10 protein-coding genes are annotated in these 14,443 nt (G+C 70.1%); 3 read left to right on the top strand and 7 right to left on the bottom strand.

What is annotated here, in order from left to right; all coding sequences use genetic code 11:
- Window positions 1-24 precede the first annotated feature (24 nt).
- Window positions 25-1,440 (bottom strand): TIGR01777 family oxidoreductase, encoded by a 1,416-nt coding sequence (locus D7X99_RS26485; RefSeq protein ID WP_121780216.1) that lies wholly within the window; start codon window positions 1,438-1,440, stop codon window positions 25-27.
- 32 nt (window positions 1,441-1,472) lie between these two features.
- On the opposite strand from D7X99_RS26485, the gene D7X99_RS26480 reads away from it, so the two are divergent.
- Window positions 1,473-2,438, top strand: a complete 966-nt coding sequence (locus D7X99_RS26480; RefSeq protein ID WP_121780215.1) for an L-threonylcarbamoyladenylate synthase — start codon at window positions 1,473-1,475, stop codon at window positions 2,436-2,438.
- Here the strand turns inward: D7X99_RS26480 and D7X99_RS26475 are convergent, their stop codons facing one another.
- Window positions 2,439-3,137 (bottom strand): hypothetical protein, encoded by a 699-nt coding sequence (locus tag D7X99_RS26475; protein ID WP_121780214.1) that lies wholly within the window; start codon window positions 3,135-3,137, stop codon window positions 2,439-2,441. It abuts the gene before it with no gap.
- Window positions 3,138-3,328: 191 nt separating this feature from the next.
- Here D7X99_RS26475 and D7X99_RS26470 point away from each other — a divergent pair, with 191 nt between their 5' ends.
- Together D7X99_RS26470 and D7X99_RS26465 are read left to right on the top strand one after the other, a co-directional pair.
- Window positions 3,329-5,410 (top strand): hypothetical protein, encoded by a 2,082-nt coding sequence (locus tag D7X99_RS26470; protein ID WP_121780213.1) that lies wholly within the window; start codon window positions 3,329-3,331, stop codon window positions 5,408-5,410.
- A gap of 95 nt (window positions 5,411-5,505) precedes the next feature.
- On the top strand, window positions 5,506-6,615 hold the full coding sequence (locus tag D7X99_RS26465; protein ID WP_121780212.1) for a hypothetical protein: 1,110 nt from the start codon (window positions 5,506-5,508) through the stop codon (window positions 6,613-6,615).
- Here the strand turns inward: D7X99_RS26465 and hemH are convergent.
- Genes hemH through treY form a run of 5 tightly spaced genes read right to left on the bottom strand, consistent with a single transcriptional unit; the run spans window position 6,590 to window position 14,393 of the window.
- Window positions 6,590-7,657 (bottom strand): ferrochelatase, encoded by a 1,068-nt coding sequence (hemH, locus tag D7X99_RS26460; protein ID WP_121780211.1) that lies wholly within the window; start codon window positions 7,655-7,657, stop codon window positions 6,590-6,592. The two genes, D7X99_RS26465 and hemH, sit on opposite strands and share 26 nt — an antisense overlap.
- A gap of 25 nt (window positions 7,658-7,682) precedes the next feature.
- Entirely contained in the window at window positions 7,683-8,066 is a 384-nt protein-coding gene (gene apaG / locus D7X99_RS26455) for a Co2+/Mg2+ efflux protein ApaG (RefSeq protein WP_120580970.1), read from the bottom strand.
- Between the two features lie 50 nt (window positions 8,067-8,116).
- Window positions 8,117-9,109, bottom strand: coding sequence for a TerC family protein (locus tag D7X99_RS26450; protein ID WP_121780210.1), 993 nt, complete (start codon window positions 9,107-9,109; stop codon window positions 8,117-8,119).
- 35 nt (window positions 9,110-9,144) lie between these two features.
- Complete coding sequence (gene glgX / locus D7X99_RS26445; protein ID WP_121780209.1) at window positions 9,145-11,289, bottom strand: glycogen debranching protein GlgX; 2,145 nt, start codon at window positions 11,287-11,289, stop codon at window positions 9,145-9,147.
- The gene (gene treY, locus D7X99_RS26440; protein ID WP_171805499.1) at window positions 11,286-14,393 is read right to left on the bottom strand and encodes a malto-oligosyltrehalose synthase; all 3,108 of its coding nucleotides are present in this window, start codon (window positions 14,391-14,393) and stop codon (window positions 11,286-11,288) included. Before treY ends, glgX begins: the two co-directional genes overlap by 4 nt.
- Window positions 14,394-14,443 lie beyond the last annotated feature (50 nt).

Here is a 14,443-nt window from a genome sequence, read left to right as displayed (position 1 = left end):
CCCGAGGAGTGTCAAGCACGGGGCTTACCCGTGGCGGTATTCCGCGCCGTCGGTGGTCCGGCCCAGTGTGAAGCGCAGGGCCTCCTCCAGGCCGGGCAGGAGGAAGGGGAAGCCGTGGGCCTGGGCCACCGTGGGCAGGGCATGGGTGCTGGACAGGAGGGTCTCCTCGCCCATCTGACCGAACACGGTCTTCACCACGGCGGCGGGCAGCGGGAACACGGCGGGACGGTGGAGCACCTTCCCCAGCACCTTCGCCAGCTCGCCCTGTCGCACCGCGTTCGGGGACACGGCGTTGAGGGGCCCCTGGATGGACGGGGTGAAGATGGCGAACTGGATGAGCCCCAGCACGTCCTCCAGGGACACCCAGCTCAGCCACTGGCGTCCGGAGCCCACGGGCCCGCCGCCGCCCGCCTGGGTCGCGAGCGCCAGCTTCGCGAGCGCCCCACCGCGCGCGTCCATCACCACGCCGATGCGCAGGTTCACCACGCGGATGCCTGCTTCCTGTGCGGGTTTGGTGGAGGCCTCCCACTGGCGCGTGACGTCCGCGAGGAAGCCGTCGCCGGAGGAGGACGTTTCGGTGACCTCCTCGTCGCCCCGGCTGCCGTAGTAGCCGGTAGCGGAGGCGCAGATGAGCACGCGCGGCTTGCGGGTGGCGCGGGCCAGCGTCTCACACAGCAGGCGGGTGCTCTCGGTGCGGCTCTTGAGGATCTCCTGCTTGCGCTCGTCGGTCCACCGGCCTTCGCCCACGTTGGCGCCGGACAGGTGCACCACGGCGTCCACGTCCTCCAGGCCCGCGGCATCAACGGTGCCCTTGTCGGGAGCCCAGGAGATGTCCCCGCGAGCAGCGTTCGCACGGCCGCGCACCAGCCGCTTCACGAGGTGGCCGCCGGTGGTGAGGAACGACGCCAGCGCGGAGCCCAGCATGCCGGACGCGCCGCCGATGGCCACGGTGAGCGGGCCATCGCTCGCGAAGGCGGCATGGCGGCGCAGGTCCGCGCGGGTGAGCGAGTGGCGGTACGCGAACATGCGCTCCAGGCGCTTGCGCGCATAGCCGCCGCCGAAGGTGTCCCCCAGCGCGCCCACGGGCAGCTCGTACTGGATGGAGTCCTCCAGGATGGAGGCCCGGGGGTCGGAGGGGTTCATGCGGTGGTCATGGATCCACTTCGCGAACGGGCCTTCACGCTGGGTGTCCTGGAAGGAGGAGCCCTCCACGTAGGCGGTGTGCTCGGCGACCATGCGCTGGGGGATGGGGCCCAGGTGGAGTTTGACGACGACTTGGGCACCGGGGCGGATGCCGTCGCCGGAGCGTTCCACGACTTCAGCGGTCTCCCAGGGGGGCGACAGGCGTTCGAAAGCCCCCTCGCGGGTGTGCCAGGAGAAGAGGTCGGCGGCGGGGACCGGCATCTGGCTGTGCGCTTCGAAAACGTGCGGCTTGCCCATGGTTTCTCCAGGGGAGACAGTGCGACCCGAGCATGCTTACTCCCGACCTCCTCGACCGTGCAGTCGAATTGCTGCGGCACGGCGGTGTCATCGCCCTGCCAACAGAGACGGTCTACGGCCTCGCGGCCAACGCCGAGGACGAGCTGGCCGTGCGCCGCGTCTTCGCCATCAAGGGCCGGCCGGCGAACCACCCGCTCATCGTCCACATCCCGGATGAGGAGTACCTGCCGGAGTGGGCCCGTGAAGTACCGGACGAAGCGAAGGCGCTGGCGAGGGCGTTCTGGCCGGGTCCGCTGACGCTGGTGCTGCGGCGCACGTCGAAGGCCACTGACGCGGTGACGGGAGGCCAGGACACGGTGGCGTTGCGAGTGCCGGGCCACTCCGTGGCGATGGAGGTGCTCGAGCGGCTGGGAGGAGGCGTGGCCGCGCCGAGCGCCAACCGCTTCGGCCGGGTGAGCCCGACGACCGCGGAGCACGTGCAGCGAGACCTGGGCGACGACGTGGACCTGGTGCTGGACGGAGGTCCGTCCACGGTGGGCGTGGAGTCAACCATCGTGGACCTCTCGTCCGGAGCCCCCGCGATTCTCAGGCCCGGTGGTCTGGCGACGGAAGACATCGAGCGCGTGCTGGGGCGCGTGGTACCGGTGCGCACGTCGACCACGGTGCGCGTGTCCGGTTCGCTGGAGTCACACTACGCGCCCAGGGCGGGCGTGGTGCTCGCGGAGCCACATGAAGCGGTGCAGCGGGTGGAAGCATTGCGCGCACAGGGATTGCGAGTCGGGGTGCTGGGCCCCGCGTCACTGTCATTGCCTGGAGATGTGCAGCGCTTCGACGTGCCAGGAGAACCCGCGCAGGCAGCGCGAGTCCTCTATGCGCGGCTGCGTGAAGCCGACGAACAGGGTCACGACGTGCTCGTGGCCTGTCTGCCCGCAGCGAGCGGCCTTGGCATCGCCGTGCGGGACCGGCTGTCCCGCGCGGCGGCGCCCCGCGACAGCTGATCAGAGTTCCTTCACTAGCTCCTGCCGCGCCTTCGCGGTGTAGCGGCCGATGAGCCCCTCGCGCTTGGGCGCGTACTTCGCGCTCTCATACTGGATGGCCATGATGCCCCGGGCCGGCAGCGTCCACTGCGTCAGGTTCACGTGGCTCTCGGGCGTGGTCCACCGGTTGAGCACCTTGAACTGCCCCTGTCCCGCGAGCGCGCTCTCCAGGGTCGCCGTGGAGGCAGTCCCGTCCGCCTCCTGCAGCGGCGCCAGGTCCGCGGCGAAGCGCACGGGAACGTCTCCCCACTTCACCTGCCGCTTCACCTCACGGGCCGTCTTCGGCTCCCCGAACTTCCGGGTGAGAAGATCGCGCATCAGCGTCTGGAAAGTGCGCGGCTCCGCCACCTCCTGGAAGAAGACGTCCACCGCCGCCAGCCGGTTGTCCAGGAACCCCAGCGCCACCTCCGCCGGAAGCTCCGCGATAGTGGTCTTCAACCGCAGCGTTCCATCCGGGGCCACGCTCGCCTCGGGCAGCGCGGCGCGCACCTCCTCCGGCGTCATCCCCCAACGGACCGTCTGGAACCCCTCCGTGCTCCGGTAGGTCTTGTCCAGCGAGTCCCGAACCGCCTGCCGCCGCTCCAGCGCGGTGGGCTTCCCCGACGCGCAACCCGCCGACAACCCCAGCACCACCGACAGCCCCAAAGCCTTGAACTTCATTTCATCGCTCCATTCCAAGCCACGGGCCTCGTCCCATTGAGGCCGCCATCGCAGGCATCCCCCGCGCTTCGCGGTGTGCGGACATAGAGGAATACGGAGGGTTCCCGGAAGCTGGGTCGCCAGACGCCCGGGGGCTTGCGGCCAACAGCCCAGGTCGCCCAGGCTCTCTTCCTGGAGAGGGGAACAGACACATGGGCATCGTCACGGGGTGGTTATGGGTCGTCCTGGCCATGGCATCTGGCGCGCGGCCGGGCCCTTCCGCCGAAGCCGTGTGCGGACTCACCGCGCTCCACACCGCCGAACAGGCCTTCTTCGGGGAGAAGGACCGCCACGACCTCCCCGCGGTCGTCGGCTTCCTTCCCCTGCCCTGCACAGACGGCAGCCGGCCTCCCGCGCCGGACGCCAACTCCGTCGGCGGCTGCCAGTTCGTCTTCACCGTCCTCGAAGCGGGCCGCGCTCCAGACACCACCCTGAAGCTCGAAGCCCGCGGCGTCACTCCCGCCACGCGGAACCTGCGCTTCCTGCTGGATGGCCGCGACGGCTTCATCACCCGCGCGGACTCCAACACCCGCGTGGCGCCCGTGGACTGTGAAGCCTGGAGGCAGGCGGCGGATCCGCTCCTGCGCTACCACGAGCTCGTCGCGGAGCACGACTGCGTCACCGGCCCCTACGCCCCGAAGCATCCCTGCACCGAGGCCCTCACCCAGCTCGTGAACCTCGCGCGCAAGGGCGTGGGCGTCGCCAGGAAGGAGTACGACGCGCACCCCACCGCGCGCGAGCTGTATCCCTTGAGCCCGCCAACGCACGCCATGCTCCTCTGCGGCGTCACCGCCTCCCCCGAGCAGCGCGCCCAGCACGCGGACCTCCTCACGAGCCAGGGCAGCCTCCTGGACGTGGTGCTCCAGCCCGGCTGCCGGGATGCGGGGCTTCGCGCGGGCATCCCCCTCCTGTTCAGGGACGGGGCCTGCCCGGGCCCTCACTGTCTGCAGTTGATTCGCCTGGCCCAACGCCTTCGTCTGCCTGAACGGTTCGGCGTCCTCGAAGGTCGCGCCGAGTCGCTGGTCACCTGGCTCTGGGATCAACCCGCCGGGCTCCAGCACGACTTCCTGCGAGCCGCCACGGACCGGGGCTCCGACAGGGTCGACGCGCTCCTGCTGCTGCATCAAGGGGCCTGGCCCAGCCTCCAGGCCCTGACCACACCTCCGCTCACGCCCCTGGAGAATGCGTGGCTCGAACGCGCCCACCGTGAGCACCCCACCCTGGCTCCCATCGTGGGTCTGCTGCGCGAGCAGCAACGAAGCCACCCCGCCACCGATGCGGCCTTCGAAACCTGGGCACGAACCGTCCCCTGCCCCCAGCTCCACGATGCCCGGGACGTGGCCCTGTCCGCGGCGCGGCTGCGCGCCATCGCCGAAACCCAATCGCGCTGCCCGGGAGACGCCGTCTCGGTCCTGTCCCGCCACGTCGCGAAGCTGTCCCCCAGGGAGCTCATCGACGTGCTCCAGCCGCTGACCGGGGCGCAGCTGCGCATGCTGCGCACGGAGCTGGGCCTCGACGACCCCGCACGCGCGGAGGCCCTGCTCGACTGGGTGATGGAGCGCGACACCGGCCTGCTCGACGGGCTGACCGCCACGCCCGCCGTCGTGACGAAGCTGCTCACCCCACCCCACGCGAACCGGCTGGGCGGACGCGAGGCGGTCCTCGACCTGCTGCTGGATTTCCAGCGGAGCCCGCGCATCACGCCGACCGACGAGGGCATGCTCCTCCTGATGGCCGAGGCCCTGAAGGGCACGCCTTCCGCGGCCCGCGTCAGGAACATCGCGGAGCGGAACCTGCTCCCCGAGGACCGTCAGCGCTTGCTGTCCCCTATTCTCCGCTCCCGGGACCCACGGCTCCAGGCCGCCGCCGCCGCGGGGGCCGCTGATTGGAAGGCGTCTTCCGGCATCACCGCTTCCGCTGCGCGGGCGTGCCTGGCGGAGGCCCGCGTCGCCCTGGAATGCATGGCCACCCGCTCCAGACCCCTGGGCCCGCCCCCTCCAGGCACCCGGCAATTCTTCTTCGGGTGCGGCACGGGACCCCAGCCGCCTCCGGCCCCACCCGCGCCCATCGAGGTCTACTGCACGCGCTTCGACGAACTGGTGGCGCCCTGCCCCGGCGCCTGCGGAGGCACGCTGCCCGGCCCAAGCGAGCTCGCGCTCCTTGCGTCCATCGCCGGTGAGCCGCCGCCCACCGCGCCGGAAGGCCTGCGCTCCTGCATGCCGCCCCTTCCATGAAGCTCCAACTTCGTCGGGCCGCGTCAAAGCCCGTTCTCCCTTTTACAACCGCCGTCCGCTCCGCTATCCCGCGACCGTCACCCAGGAGTGTCCCCGTGAAGCGAAGTCTCTCCGGTCTGCTCGTCGCACTCGCGTTCACCGCCTGCAAGCAGGAGGCGCCGGGCAAGATGGAGCCCATCCCGCGCCCGCCGGGGGCCACCGCGCCCGAGCCCGCCGAGGCCGCTCCCGTTCCCGCCGCGCCCGCCGTCCCCAAGGACGCCGTCGTCCTGCGCTGGAAGCTCGTCCAGGACGCGCCCGTCTCCTTCCGCCTCAACCTCGCCCTGGACCGCAACGCGCCCGTCCTGGAGTCCGCCCCGGCGGAGAAGCCCGGCAAGGCCGACAAGAAGAAGGGGAAGGACGCCAAGGCCGCCCCCGCCGCGGCCCAGGCCCCGGCCGCCGCCAAGGCCCCCGTCCCCACCGAGTACACGTACGTGCTCGTGCTGGACAAATCCGGTGAGCGTCAGCTGCGCGTGGCGCCCAACACCGGCGCCCCCGAGGACGCCACGTTCAGCGACCGCGGCTTCATCATCGACGGGCTCCAGGGCCCCGCGCGCAACCTGGCCACGCTGGTGCTGGAGCTGCCGCGCGACCCCGTGCGCCCCGGCGAGACGTGGCCCCTGGGCACCGAGCTCACCACGCCGGACGCCCTGGGCACCCTGTTCCGCCGCGCCCCCGGCGGCGAGCGCCACAACCGCGTGAAGCTCGTCTCCGTCACCCCGGGCGACAACGGCGAGCAGGTGGCCACGCTCGAGTACGACATCGTGGAGCAGTTCGGCGGCACCCTCAGCGCCCCGCGCCCTGCCCTTCCCAAGAAGGACAAGGCCGCGCGCCAGGCGGGCCCCGAGAACACCGCCATCGAGGTCCCCAACGAGCTGGACGACGCGCCCGCCCCCGCCGCACAGCCGGAAGGCACCGAGCTGGGCGCCACCGTGAAGGTCACCGGCAAGGGCGAGTTCCTGGTGAAGGCCGGCCAGTGGCGCTCCTGGGAGGGCACCCTGTCCACCGCCCTCAACGGCCCCGCGCAGCCCGCCGTGAACCTGCCCGCGGGCACCTACAAGGCCCGCATCACGCCCGTCAGCGCGCCCCAGCAGGCTCCCCAGGCTCAGGAGATGCCCCAGGCTCCGGAGGCAGCGCCCGCGCCTACCGCGACTCCGCCCGCGCCGTAGGGGCCGGGCCGTCCGAAGCGCGCACCATCCGCACCACGGCGTCCACCCACTCCGGGTGGGCGTTGAGGGACGGCACCAGCGTCAGCGACTCGCCGCCCGCCTCCACGAACTGCTCCTTCGCGCGGAGGCCAATCTCCTCCAGCGTCTCCAGGCAGTCCGCCACGAAGGCCGGGCACATCACCGCCAGCCGCTTCACGCCCTTCGCCGCCAGCTCCGGCAGCACCAGGTCCGTGTAGGGCTTCACCCACGGCGTGCGCCCCAGCCGCGACTGGAAGGACACCGTGTAGCCGCCCTCCGGCAGCGCCAGCCGCTGGGCCAGCATCCGCGCCGTCGCGAAGCACTGCGCGCGGTAGCAGTGCCGGTTCTCCGGCGTGATGGCGTCACAGCACCCCGCGGAAGACAGGCAGTGCTGTCCCGTCGGGTCGCTCTTGCGCATGTGCCGCTCCGGCAACCCGTGGAAGCTGAAGAGCACGTGGTCCGCGCGCATGTCCGCGATCACCGGCCGGGCCACCGACGCGAACGCGTCCAGGAAGCCCGCGTCGTCCCAGAAGGCCGGCACCGCGCGCACGTTGGGGACGTCCCAGCCCTCCGTCAGCACTTCATAGATGCGTGCCAACGACGACGACGAGGACGACGTCGCCTCCTGCGGGTACAGCGGCAGCACCGTGAACTCCGACACGCCCTTCGCCCTCAGCCGCGCGATGGCGTCCGGCATCGACGGGTTGCCGTAGCGCATGGCCAGCTCCACCTCGTAGTCATCCCCCAACCGCTCCCGCACCCGCGACTCCAGCGCACGGCTGTACACGAGCAGCGGCGAGCCCTCCTTCGTCCACACCTTGCGGTACGCCTCCGCGCTCTTCGCGGGGCGGAAGGGCAGGATGAAGAGGTTCAGGAGGAACCAGCGCCCCACCGGGTGGATGTCGATGACGCGCGGGTCGTTGAGGAACTCGCGCAGGTAGCGGCGCACCGGCCCGGATTCGGGCGCGTCCGGTGTCCCCAGGTTGACGAGCAGCAGTCCCCGCTTCGTGGTCGGCACGGCCATGCGCGAAGTCCCTCGGGAGTCTTTTTCAGTGCAGCGCGTGCGGCAGCGTGAGCGCGAACTCGGCGATGCGCGCCTCGAAGCGCGTGCCGTCCGGACGCTCCATCTCGTAGCCGCCGCGCATGGTGCCGAAGGGCGTCTTCAGCATCGCCCAGCTCGTGTACTCGAACCGCTCGCCGGGCTTGAGGTGCGGCTGACGGCCGACCACGCCCTCGCCCTTCACCTCGTCCACGTGCCCCTGGGCGTCGGTGATGATCCAATGCCGCGACCGCAGCTGCGCCGGGACGGTGCCTTCGTTGAAGAGCACCACCTTGTACATGAAGGCGAACTGCCCGGACTCAGGGGTGCTGCGCTCCGGCCAGAAGGTCGGCTCCACGGTGACGCGGATGCCGTCGGTGGTGGCGGTGGACATGCCGGGAGACTTGGCAGCGACTCCCCCCCGATGCAAGGGAAACGCAGGGTTCAGCCGCGCTCCTGCTCCTTGGCCGGCGCGTCCGGGGCCTTGTCCGCGTCCGCCACCGGGGTGGACCCCGCCGCCTCCGGAGGCTTGGGGAACACCAGCGACGCCACGATGGCCACCAGGAGGCAGGCGGCAATCACCGCCAGCGAGATGCCAATGGGGATCTTGTACCAGTGCTCGATGAGCATCTTCACGCCCACGAAGGCCAGGATGACGCCCAGCGCGACCTTCAGCAGGTGGAACTTCTCCATCAGGCTGGAGACGACGAAGAACAGCGAGCGCAGGCCCAGGATGGCGCAGACGTTGGACGTGTAGATGATGAACGGGTCCTTGCTGATGCCCAGCACCGCCGGGATGGAGTCCATGGCGAAGAGCAGGTCCGTGGCCTCCACCACCAGCAACACGATGAACAGCGGCGTCACCTTGCGCCGGCCGTCCTCGTGGACGAAGAAGCGGCTGCCCTCGCCCTGGCGCGACACCGGGAGCAGGCGCCGGGCCATCTTCACGATGAAGCCCGCCTCCGGGTCCACGTCGTCGTCGTCCTTGGCCCACAGCATCTTGGAGGCCGTGTAGACGAGGAACGCGCCGAACAGGAAGATGAGCCACTCGAAGCGGGCCACCAGCGCCGTGCCCGCGACGATGAGCAGCGCGCGCATCACGAACGCGCCCAGGATGCCCCAGAAGAGCACCCGGTGCTGGTGCTGCGGCGGCACCCGGAAGTAGCCGAACACCATCAGGAAGACGAAGAGGTTGTCGACCGACAGCGCGTACTCCACGACGTACGCCGTCAGCCACTCCAGCGCCGGCCCCTTGCCCCCGTAGTGGAAGACGCCTCCGCAGAACGCGAGGCTGATGCTCACCCACACCAGCGTCCACAGCGTCGCCTCCTTCGGCGACACCGCGTGCTCCTTGCGGTGGAACAGCCCCAGGTCCAGGGCGAGCATCGCCAGGACGAAGACGTTGAAGGCCACCCAGGGCCAGAGCGTGTGGGTCATCACGCCCGCTGCCTACTCCGGGACGGCCCCGGCGGCTACTCCCATTCCGTCGCCGGGCGCCGCAAGACGACCAGGGAACGTCCCACCGCCTGCACCTTGCCGCCCGCCGGGGTGTGCGTGCGCAGGGATTCCCCCGTGGCCGCGGTGTCCACCACCAGCTCCCAGTCCGCGCCCCACTCCAGGGCGGGCAGCATGAAGGTGATGGGCTCGTGGTGCGCGTTGAGCAACACCAGCAACGTGTCCCCCACGATGCGGTGGCCCTCGTCGTCCGGCGTGGCGATGGCGTCTCCGCCCAGCAGGAAGGCCAGGGAGCGCACGTAGGGCTTCTCCCAGTCCTCGCGCTTCATCTCCTTGCCGTCCGGCCGGAACCACGCCAGGTCCTTCAGCTCGCTGTCCCAGATGTGGGCCCCGCGGAAGAAGCGGCGCTTGGACAGCACCGGCTGCTCGCGCCGCAGCTTGATGATGCGGGAGGTGAAGTCCAACAGCTGGCGCTGCTTCTCGTTGAGCTCCCAGTTCACCCACGACAGCTCGTTGTCCTGGCAATAGGCGTTGTTGTTGCCCTTCTGCGTGCGGCCCATCTCGTCGCCCGCCACCAGCATGGGCACGCCCTGCGACAGGAAGAGGGACGCCAGGAAGTTGCGCTTCTGCTGCTCGCGCAGCGTGTTCACCTTGGGGTCGTTCGTCTCCCCCTCCACGCCGCAGTTCCAGGCGTGGTTGTCATTGGCGCCGTCGCGGTTCTCCTCGCCGTTGGCCTCGTTGTGCTTCTGGCTGTACGTCACCAGGTCGTGCAGCGTGAAGCCGTCATGCGCGGTGACGAAGTTCACGCCCGCCGTGGGCTTGCGGCCGGACAGCGCGAACAGGTCGGAGCTGCCGGTGAGACGGGAGCCAATCTCCGCCGCCTGCCGGTCGTCGCCCTTCCAATAGCGGCGCATGGTGTCGCGGTACTTGCCGTTCCACTCGCTCCACAGCACCGGGAAGTTGCCCACCTGGTAGCCGTAGTCCCCCACGTCCCACGGCTCCGCGATGAGCTTCACGCGGCTCAAGACGGGGTCCTGGTGGAGGATTTGGAAGAAGGCCGCGCGGGTGTCGTAGCCGTGCCTGTCCCGTCCCAGCGTCGTCGCCAGGTCGAAGCGGAAGCCGTCCACGTGCATCTCTTCCACCCAGTAGCGCAGCGAGTCCGCGATGAGCTTCAGCGCGTACGGGTGCGTGGCGTTCCACGAGTTGCCGCACCCCGTGAAGTCCATGAAGTAGCGCGGGTCCTTCTCACTGAGCCGGTAGTACGCGCCGGCGTCCAGCCCCTTGAAGGACAGCGTGGGCCCCAGGTGGTTGCCCTCGCAGGTGTGGTTGTACACGACGTCGAGAATCACTTCGATTCCCGCGCGGTGCAGCAGCTTCACCATCCCCTTGAACTCCGCCACCTGCTCGCCCAGCGAGCCCGACGCGCAGTAGCGAGCGTCCGGTGCGAAGAAGCCCAGCGAGTTGTAGCCCCAGTAGTTGGAGCGCCCCTTCTGGGTGAGGAACGGCTCGTCCATGAAGGCGTGGATGGGGAGCAGCTCCACGCTCGTCACGCCCACCTTCTTCAGGTGCTCGATGGAAGCCGGGTGCGCCAGGCCCGCGTACGAGCCGCGCAGGTGCTCCGGCACGCGCGGGTTCAGCTTGGTGAAGCCCTTGACGTGCAGCTCGTAGAGGACCGTCTTGTGCCAGGGGACCTCCGGCCGTTTGTCGCCCTCCCAGTCGAACCCGTCCGCCAGGATGACCGCCTTGGGCACGCCCCAGGCGTCGTCCTGCGTGTCCATGACGAGGTCCTCCTCCTTGCCCCCGTGCACGTACGCGTGGATGGGGGCCTTGGGGTCCACCTGGCCGTGCAGCGCCCGGGCGTAGGGGTCCACCAGCAGCTTGTGCGGGTTGAAGCGCAGGCCCTTCTTCGGTTCATACGGACCGTGAACCCGCAGGCCGTAGAGGCAGCCGGCGTGGACGCCCGGCATGTAGCCGTGAAAGACGTGGTTCGTGGTCTCCAGCAACGGGAAGCGGCGCGTCTCCTTCTTGGGGTCGGCGGGGTCGAAGAGACAGACCTCCACCTTCTTCGCGTGCTCGCTGAAGACGGCGAAGTTCACGCCGTTCCCGTCGTACGTGGCGCCCAGGGGAAACGGCTTCCCTGGAAGCACCTCGGCCCTTCTCATCCAGTGCTCCTCTCCAGCAGCACCACCGGGAACTCCGCGAGGAGCGGCCCCAGGGCCAGCCCCACGCCTCCCGGCCCCTGCTGGGGACGGACGGGGCGCCCGGTGAAGACATTGCGGAACATCATGCCCGCATATGCCTCCGGAAGGTTCAGGAACGTACCGTCATACGCCCGCGCCAGCCCGCCGGACTCCAGCGCCTCCAGCGTGTAACGCGGCGCGCAGGCAATCAGCACGCTGTCACCGTGCGTGCGCGCGAAGCCGACCGCCGCGGGAGAGCGCGGCCCGGACGGCTCCAGCGCCTCGTAGCCGCCCGCGCGGCAGAGGTCCGCGTACTTCTGGCGCAGCCGCAGCGCCTCCGCCAGGACGAAGAGCTTCACCTGCCCGTCGTCCAGGTCCTTCACCAGCCGCGCGCACAGGGCGGGCCGGTCCTTCGCCGCCGCGTCGTCCAGCGACGTGAGCAGCCGCTCGCGCAGGGCGTAGTCCACCGGCCGGCGGTTGTCCGGATCCACCAGCGACAAATCCCACAGCTCGCAGCCCTGGTACGTGTCCACCACGCCGGGCGAGGCCAGCTTCAGGAGCAGCTGCCCCAGCGCGTTGTGCTGGCCCGCGCGCTCGATGCGGCGCTTGAAGGCCTTCACGTCGTCCAGGAAGGCCTGGCCCTTCGCGGGGTCGAAGCACGCGTCCACGAAGCGCGCCACCGCGTCGTCGTAGGCGCCGTCCGGGTTGGTCCACGACGTGCGGACCTTGGCCTCCTTGATGGCCTTGCCCATGTACTCGCGCACGCGGCGGTGGAACTCCTTCCACTCGCCTTCGGGCACCTGCTCGCCCATGGGCCACGCGCCCACCACCGTCTGGAAGAAGAGGTAGACGTCGTTGGAAGACGGCGCGGGGCCCGAGGGCAGGTGGCTGACGAAGGGCCGGGTGAGGTCCGCCCAGGCGCGCACCTTCTCCCGCCAGTCCTCCGGCAGCTCCGTGAGGACGTTGATGCGCGCGCGCACGTCCTCGCTGCGCTTGGTGTCGTGGGTGCTGGAGGTGAGCATGCTCGCCGGCCAGCGCTCCGCGCGCTCCTGGTTGCGCAGGTGGAAGGTGGTGGCGCGCATGCCGAAGTGCTCCGGCTCGCCGCCCACCTCGTTGAGGCTCACCAGCCGGTTGTAGATGTAGAAGACGGTGTCCTCCAGGCCCTTGGCCATGACGGGGCCCGTCACCTGCTGGAGCTTCATCGCGAATCTCAGCATCACCGCCTTCTCGTCGTCCCCCACGTGCTCCGGGTAGCGGCCCAGGAGGATGTCGCGCAGGAAGTCGAAGATGGACGCGTTGGTGGTGGTGTTGCGCTCCTTGGCGCGCTGGAGGGTCCACTCGATGTACTGCACGTCGCGCACGTCCAGCTCCGCGCGCCAGCCGTCCACGTAGGTGCGGTACACGGGGAACAGCGCGATGAACTCCACCAGCGCGCGCCTGAGGCTGTTGAGCGTGAAGTCGCGCGTGCGGCGGTTCATCTCCGAGATGCGGTTGAGCTCATGCGCCAGCACGTTGATTTCGCTGGCCATGCTCACGCGCATGATGAGCAGCTTCTTCTGATACACGAGCTCCGCGAAGTCCTGCGTGTCGCCCGCGAAGCGCTCGTACGTCTCCGTCAGGTGCGCCTCCGCGGCCGGGTGCACGAACAGGCCGCTCACCGCGTTGGCGAAGCGGTAGCCGGTGGTGCCGTGCACCGCCCACGACTCCGGGATGCGCTCGCGGCCGCCCTGGATCTTCTCCACCGCCACGAAGAGCGCCTTGCGCAGCGGGCTGTCCGGCGTGGCCATCACCTCGCGCCGCCACTTCGCGCGCAAGAGCGCCTCCACCTCCGGCCACCGCGCCTCGTCCCCGTCCTTCTTCCCGGAGTCGAAGCGCGCACGCGCACGCTCCACGAAGAAGCGCTCCTGCAGGTCCAGGAAGTAGGCGGTGGGGTCGAAGAGGCCATCCGGGTGGTCGATGCGAAGGCCCGTGACGCGCCCCTCGCGCAGCCACTCGAAGATGCGCTGGTGCGCCTCCTGGAAGACGTCCGCGTCCTCCACGCGGATGGCGGCCAGGCCGTTGATGTCGAAGAAGCGGCGGTAGTTGATCTCCTCGCCCGCCACGCGCCAGTGCGCCAGCCGGTAGCTGCAGTTCTGCAGCAGCGCATCCAAGAGGTCGAAGGAGCGCACGTTGCCGGGCGTGCCGTTGAACACCCGGAGGTTCTCCTCCACGTACGCCGCCAGCTCCGCGCTGTCCGCCACCACCGCGGCGAGCCGCCGCTTGATGACCTCCTTCTCGCGGTGCCGCTCCGTCACCTTCGCCGGGCCCACCTCCGTGCGCAGCGGCAGGTGGTCCAGGGCCGTCAGGACGGAGAGCAGCTCCACCAGGTGCGTCGACTCCGGCCCCAGCTGCTTCTCCAGCCGCTCCAGGCCGTGCCTGAGGAGGGTCGCGTACTGGCGCGGCGCCACCGGCAGACGGTGGTCGTAGTAGTGCAGATGGAAGGCGCCGGACTCATAGGACAGCTTCAGCTCGCCGCGCTCCAGCACGATGCCGTACTGGTCGCCCAGGATGGGCAGCAGCACCTTGTCCGCCAGCTCGTCCTTCACCGGCCGCCAGTCCACGTCGAAGAACTTCGCGTAGACGGATGACGGGCCGTTCTCCAGCACGTCCAACCACAGCCGGTTGTCCCGCTCGATGCCCATGTGGTTGGGCACCACGTCCAGCACCTGCCCCAGCCCGTGCTCGCTCAGCGTGTCACAGAGGGCGGCGTGGTCCTCCGGCGTGCCCACCTCCGGGTTGAGCCGTTGGTGGTCCACGCAGTCGTAGCCGTGGGTGCTGCCGGGCGTGGCCTTGAGGTAGGGCGACGCGTAGAAGTCGCTCACGCCCAGCCGGGCCAGGTACGGCACCAGCGCCTTCGCCTGTTGGAAGGTGAAGCCCTGGTGCAGCTGCATCCGGTAGGTGGACAGCGGCGTGCCGCGGCGCGATTGCAGCTCGCGTTGGACCTGTTCGAACAGGCCCTCCGCCTGGGCTTCCACCGCCGTGTTCGTGCCATCCGCGTCCGCCACCCGCGCGGAGCGCTCCCCTGCCTCGGAACCGTCGTGGAACATGACCCCCAGAGGTAGGTCCGACGCGGCGCGTCCGCCAGCAGGCAGATGCG

The organism is Corallococcus sp. AB032C, from assembly GCF_003668935.1.
In the GTDB taxonomy this organism is placed as follows: Bacteria; Myxococcota; Myxococcia; order Myxococcales; family Myxococcaceae; genus Corallococcus; species Corallococcus exiguus.
The sequence above is the reverse complement of the archived record's forward strand: the minus strand, read 5'-3'. Positions and strand labels throughout refer to the sequence as shown.

What these genes read in the sequence shown, in the direction of transcription:
- D7X99_RS26485 (WP_121780216.1), bottom strand. Translation starts at nt 1,440, where the DNA reads ATGGGCAAGCCGCACGTTTTCGAAGCGCACAGCCAGATGCCGGTCCCC.
- D7X99_RS26480 (WP_121780215.1), top strand. Translation starts at nt 1,473, where the DNA reads ATGCTTACTCCCGACCTCCTCGACCGTGCAGTCGAATTGCTGCGGCAC.
- D7X99_RS26475 (WP_121780214.1), bottom strand. Translation starts at nt 3,137, where the DNA reads ATGAAGTTCAAGGCTTTGGGGCTGTCGGTGGTGCTGGGGTTGTCGGCG.
- D7X99_RS26470 (WP_121780213.1), top strand. Translation starts at nt 3,329, where the DNA reads ATGGGCATCGTCACGGGGTGGTTATGGGTCGTCCTGGCCATGGCATCT.
- hemH (WP_121780211.1), bottom strand. Translation starts at nt 7,657, where the DNA reads ATGGCCGTGCCGACCACGAAGCGGGGACTGCTGCTCGTCAACCTGGGG.
- apaG (WP_120580970.1), bottom strand. Translation starts at nt 8,066, where the DNA reads ATGTCCACCGCCACCACCGACGGCATCCGCGTCACCGTGGAGCCGACC.
- D7X99_RS26450 (WP_121780210.1), bottom strand. Translation starts at nt 9,109, where the DNA reads ATGACCCACACGCTCTGGCCCTGGGTGGCCTTCAACGTCTTCGTCCTG.
- glgX (WP_121780209.1), bottom strand. Translation starts at nt 11,289, where the DNA reads ATGAGAAGGGCCGAGGTGCTTCCAGGGAAGCCGTTTCCCCTGGGCGCC.
- treY (WP_171805499.1), bottom strand. Translation starts at nt 14,393, where the DNA reads ATGTTCCACGACGGTTCCGAGGCAGGGGAGCGCTCCGCGCGGGTGGCG.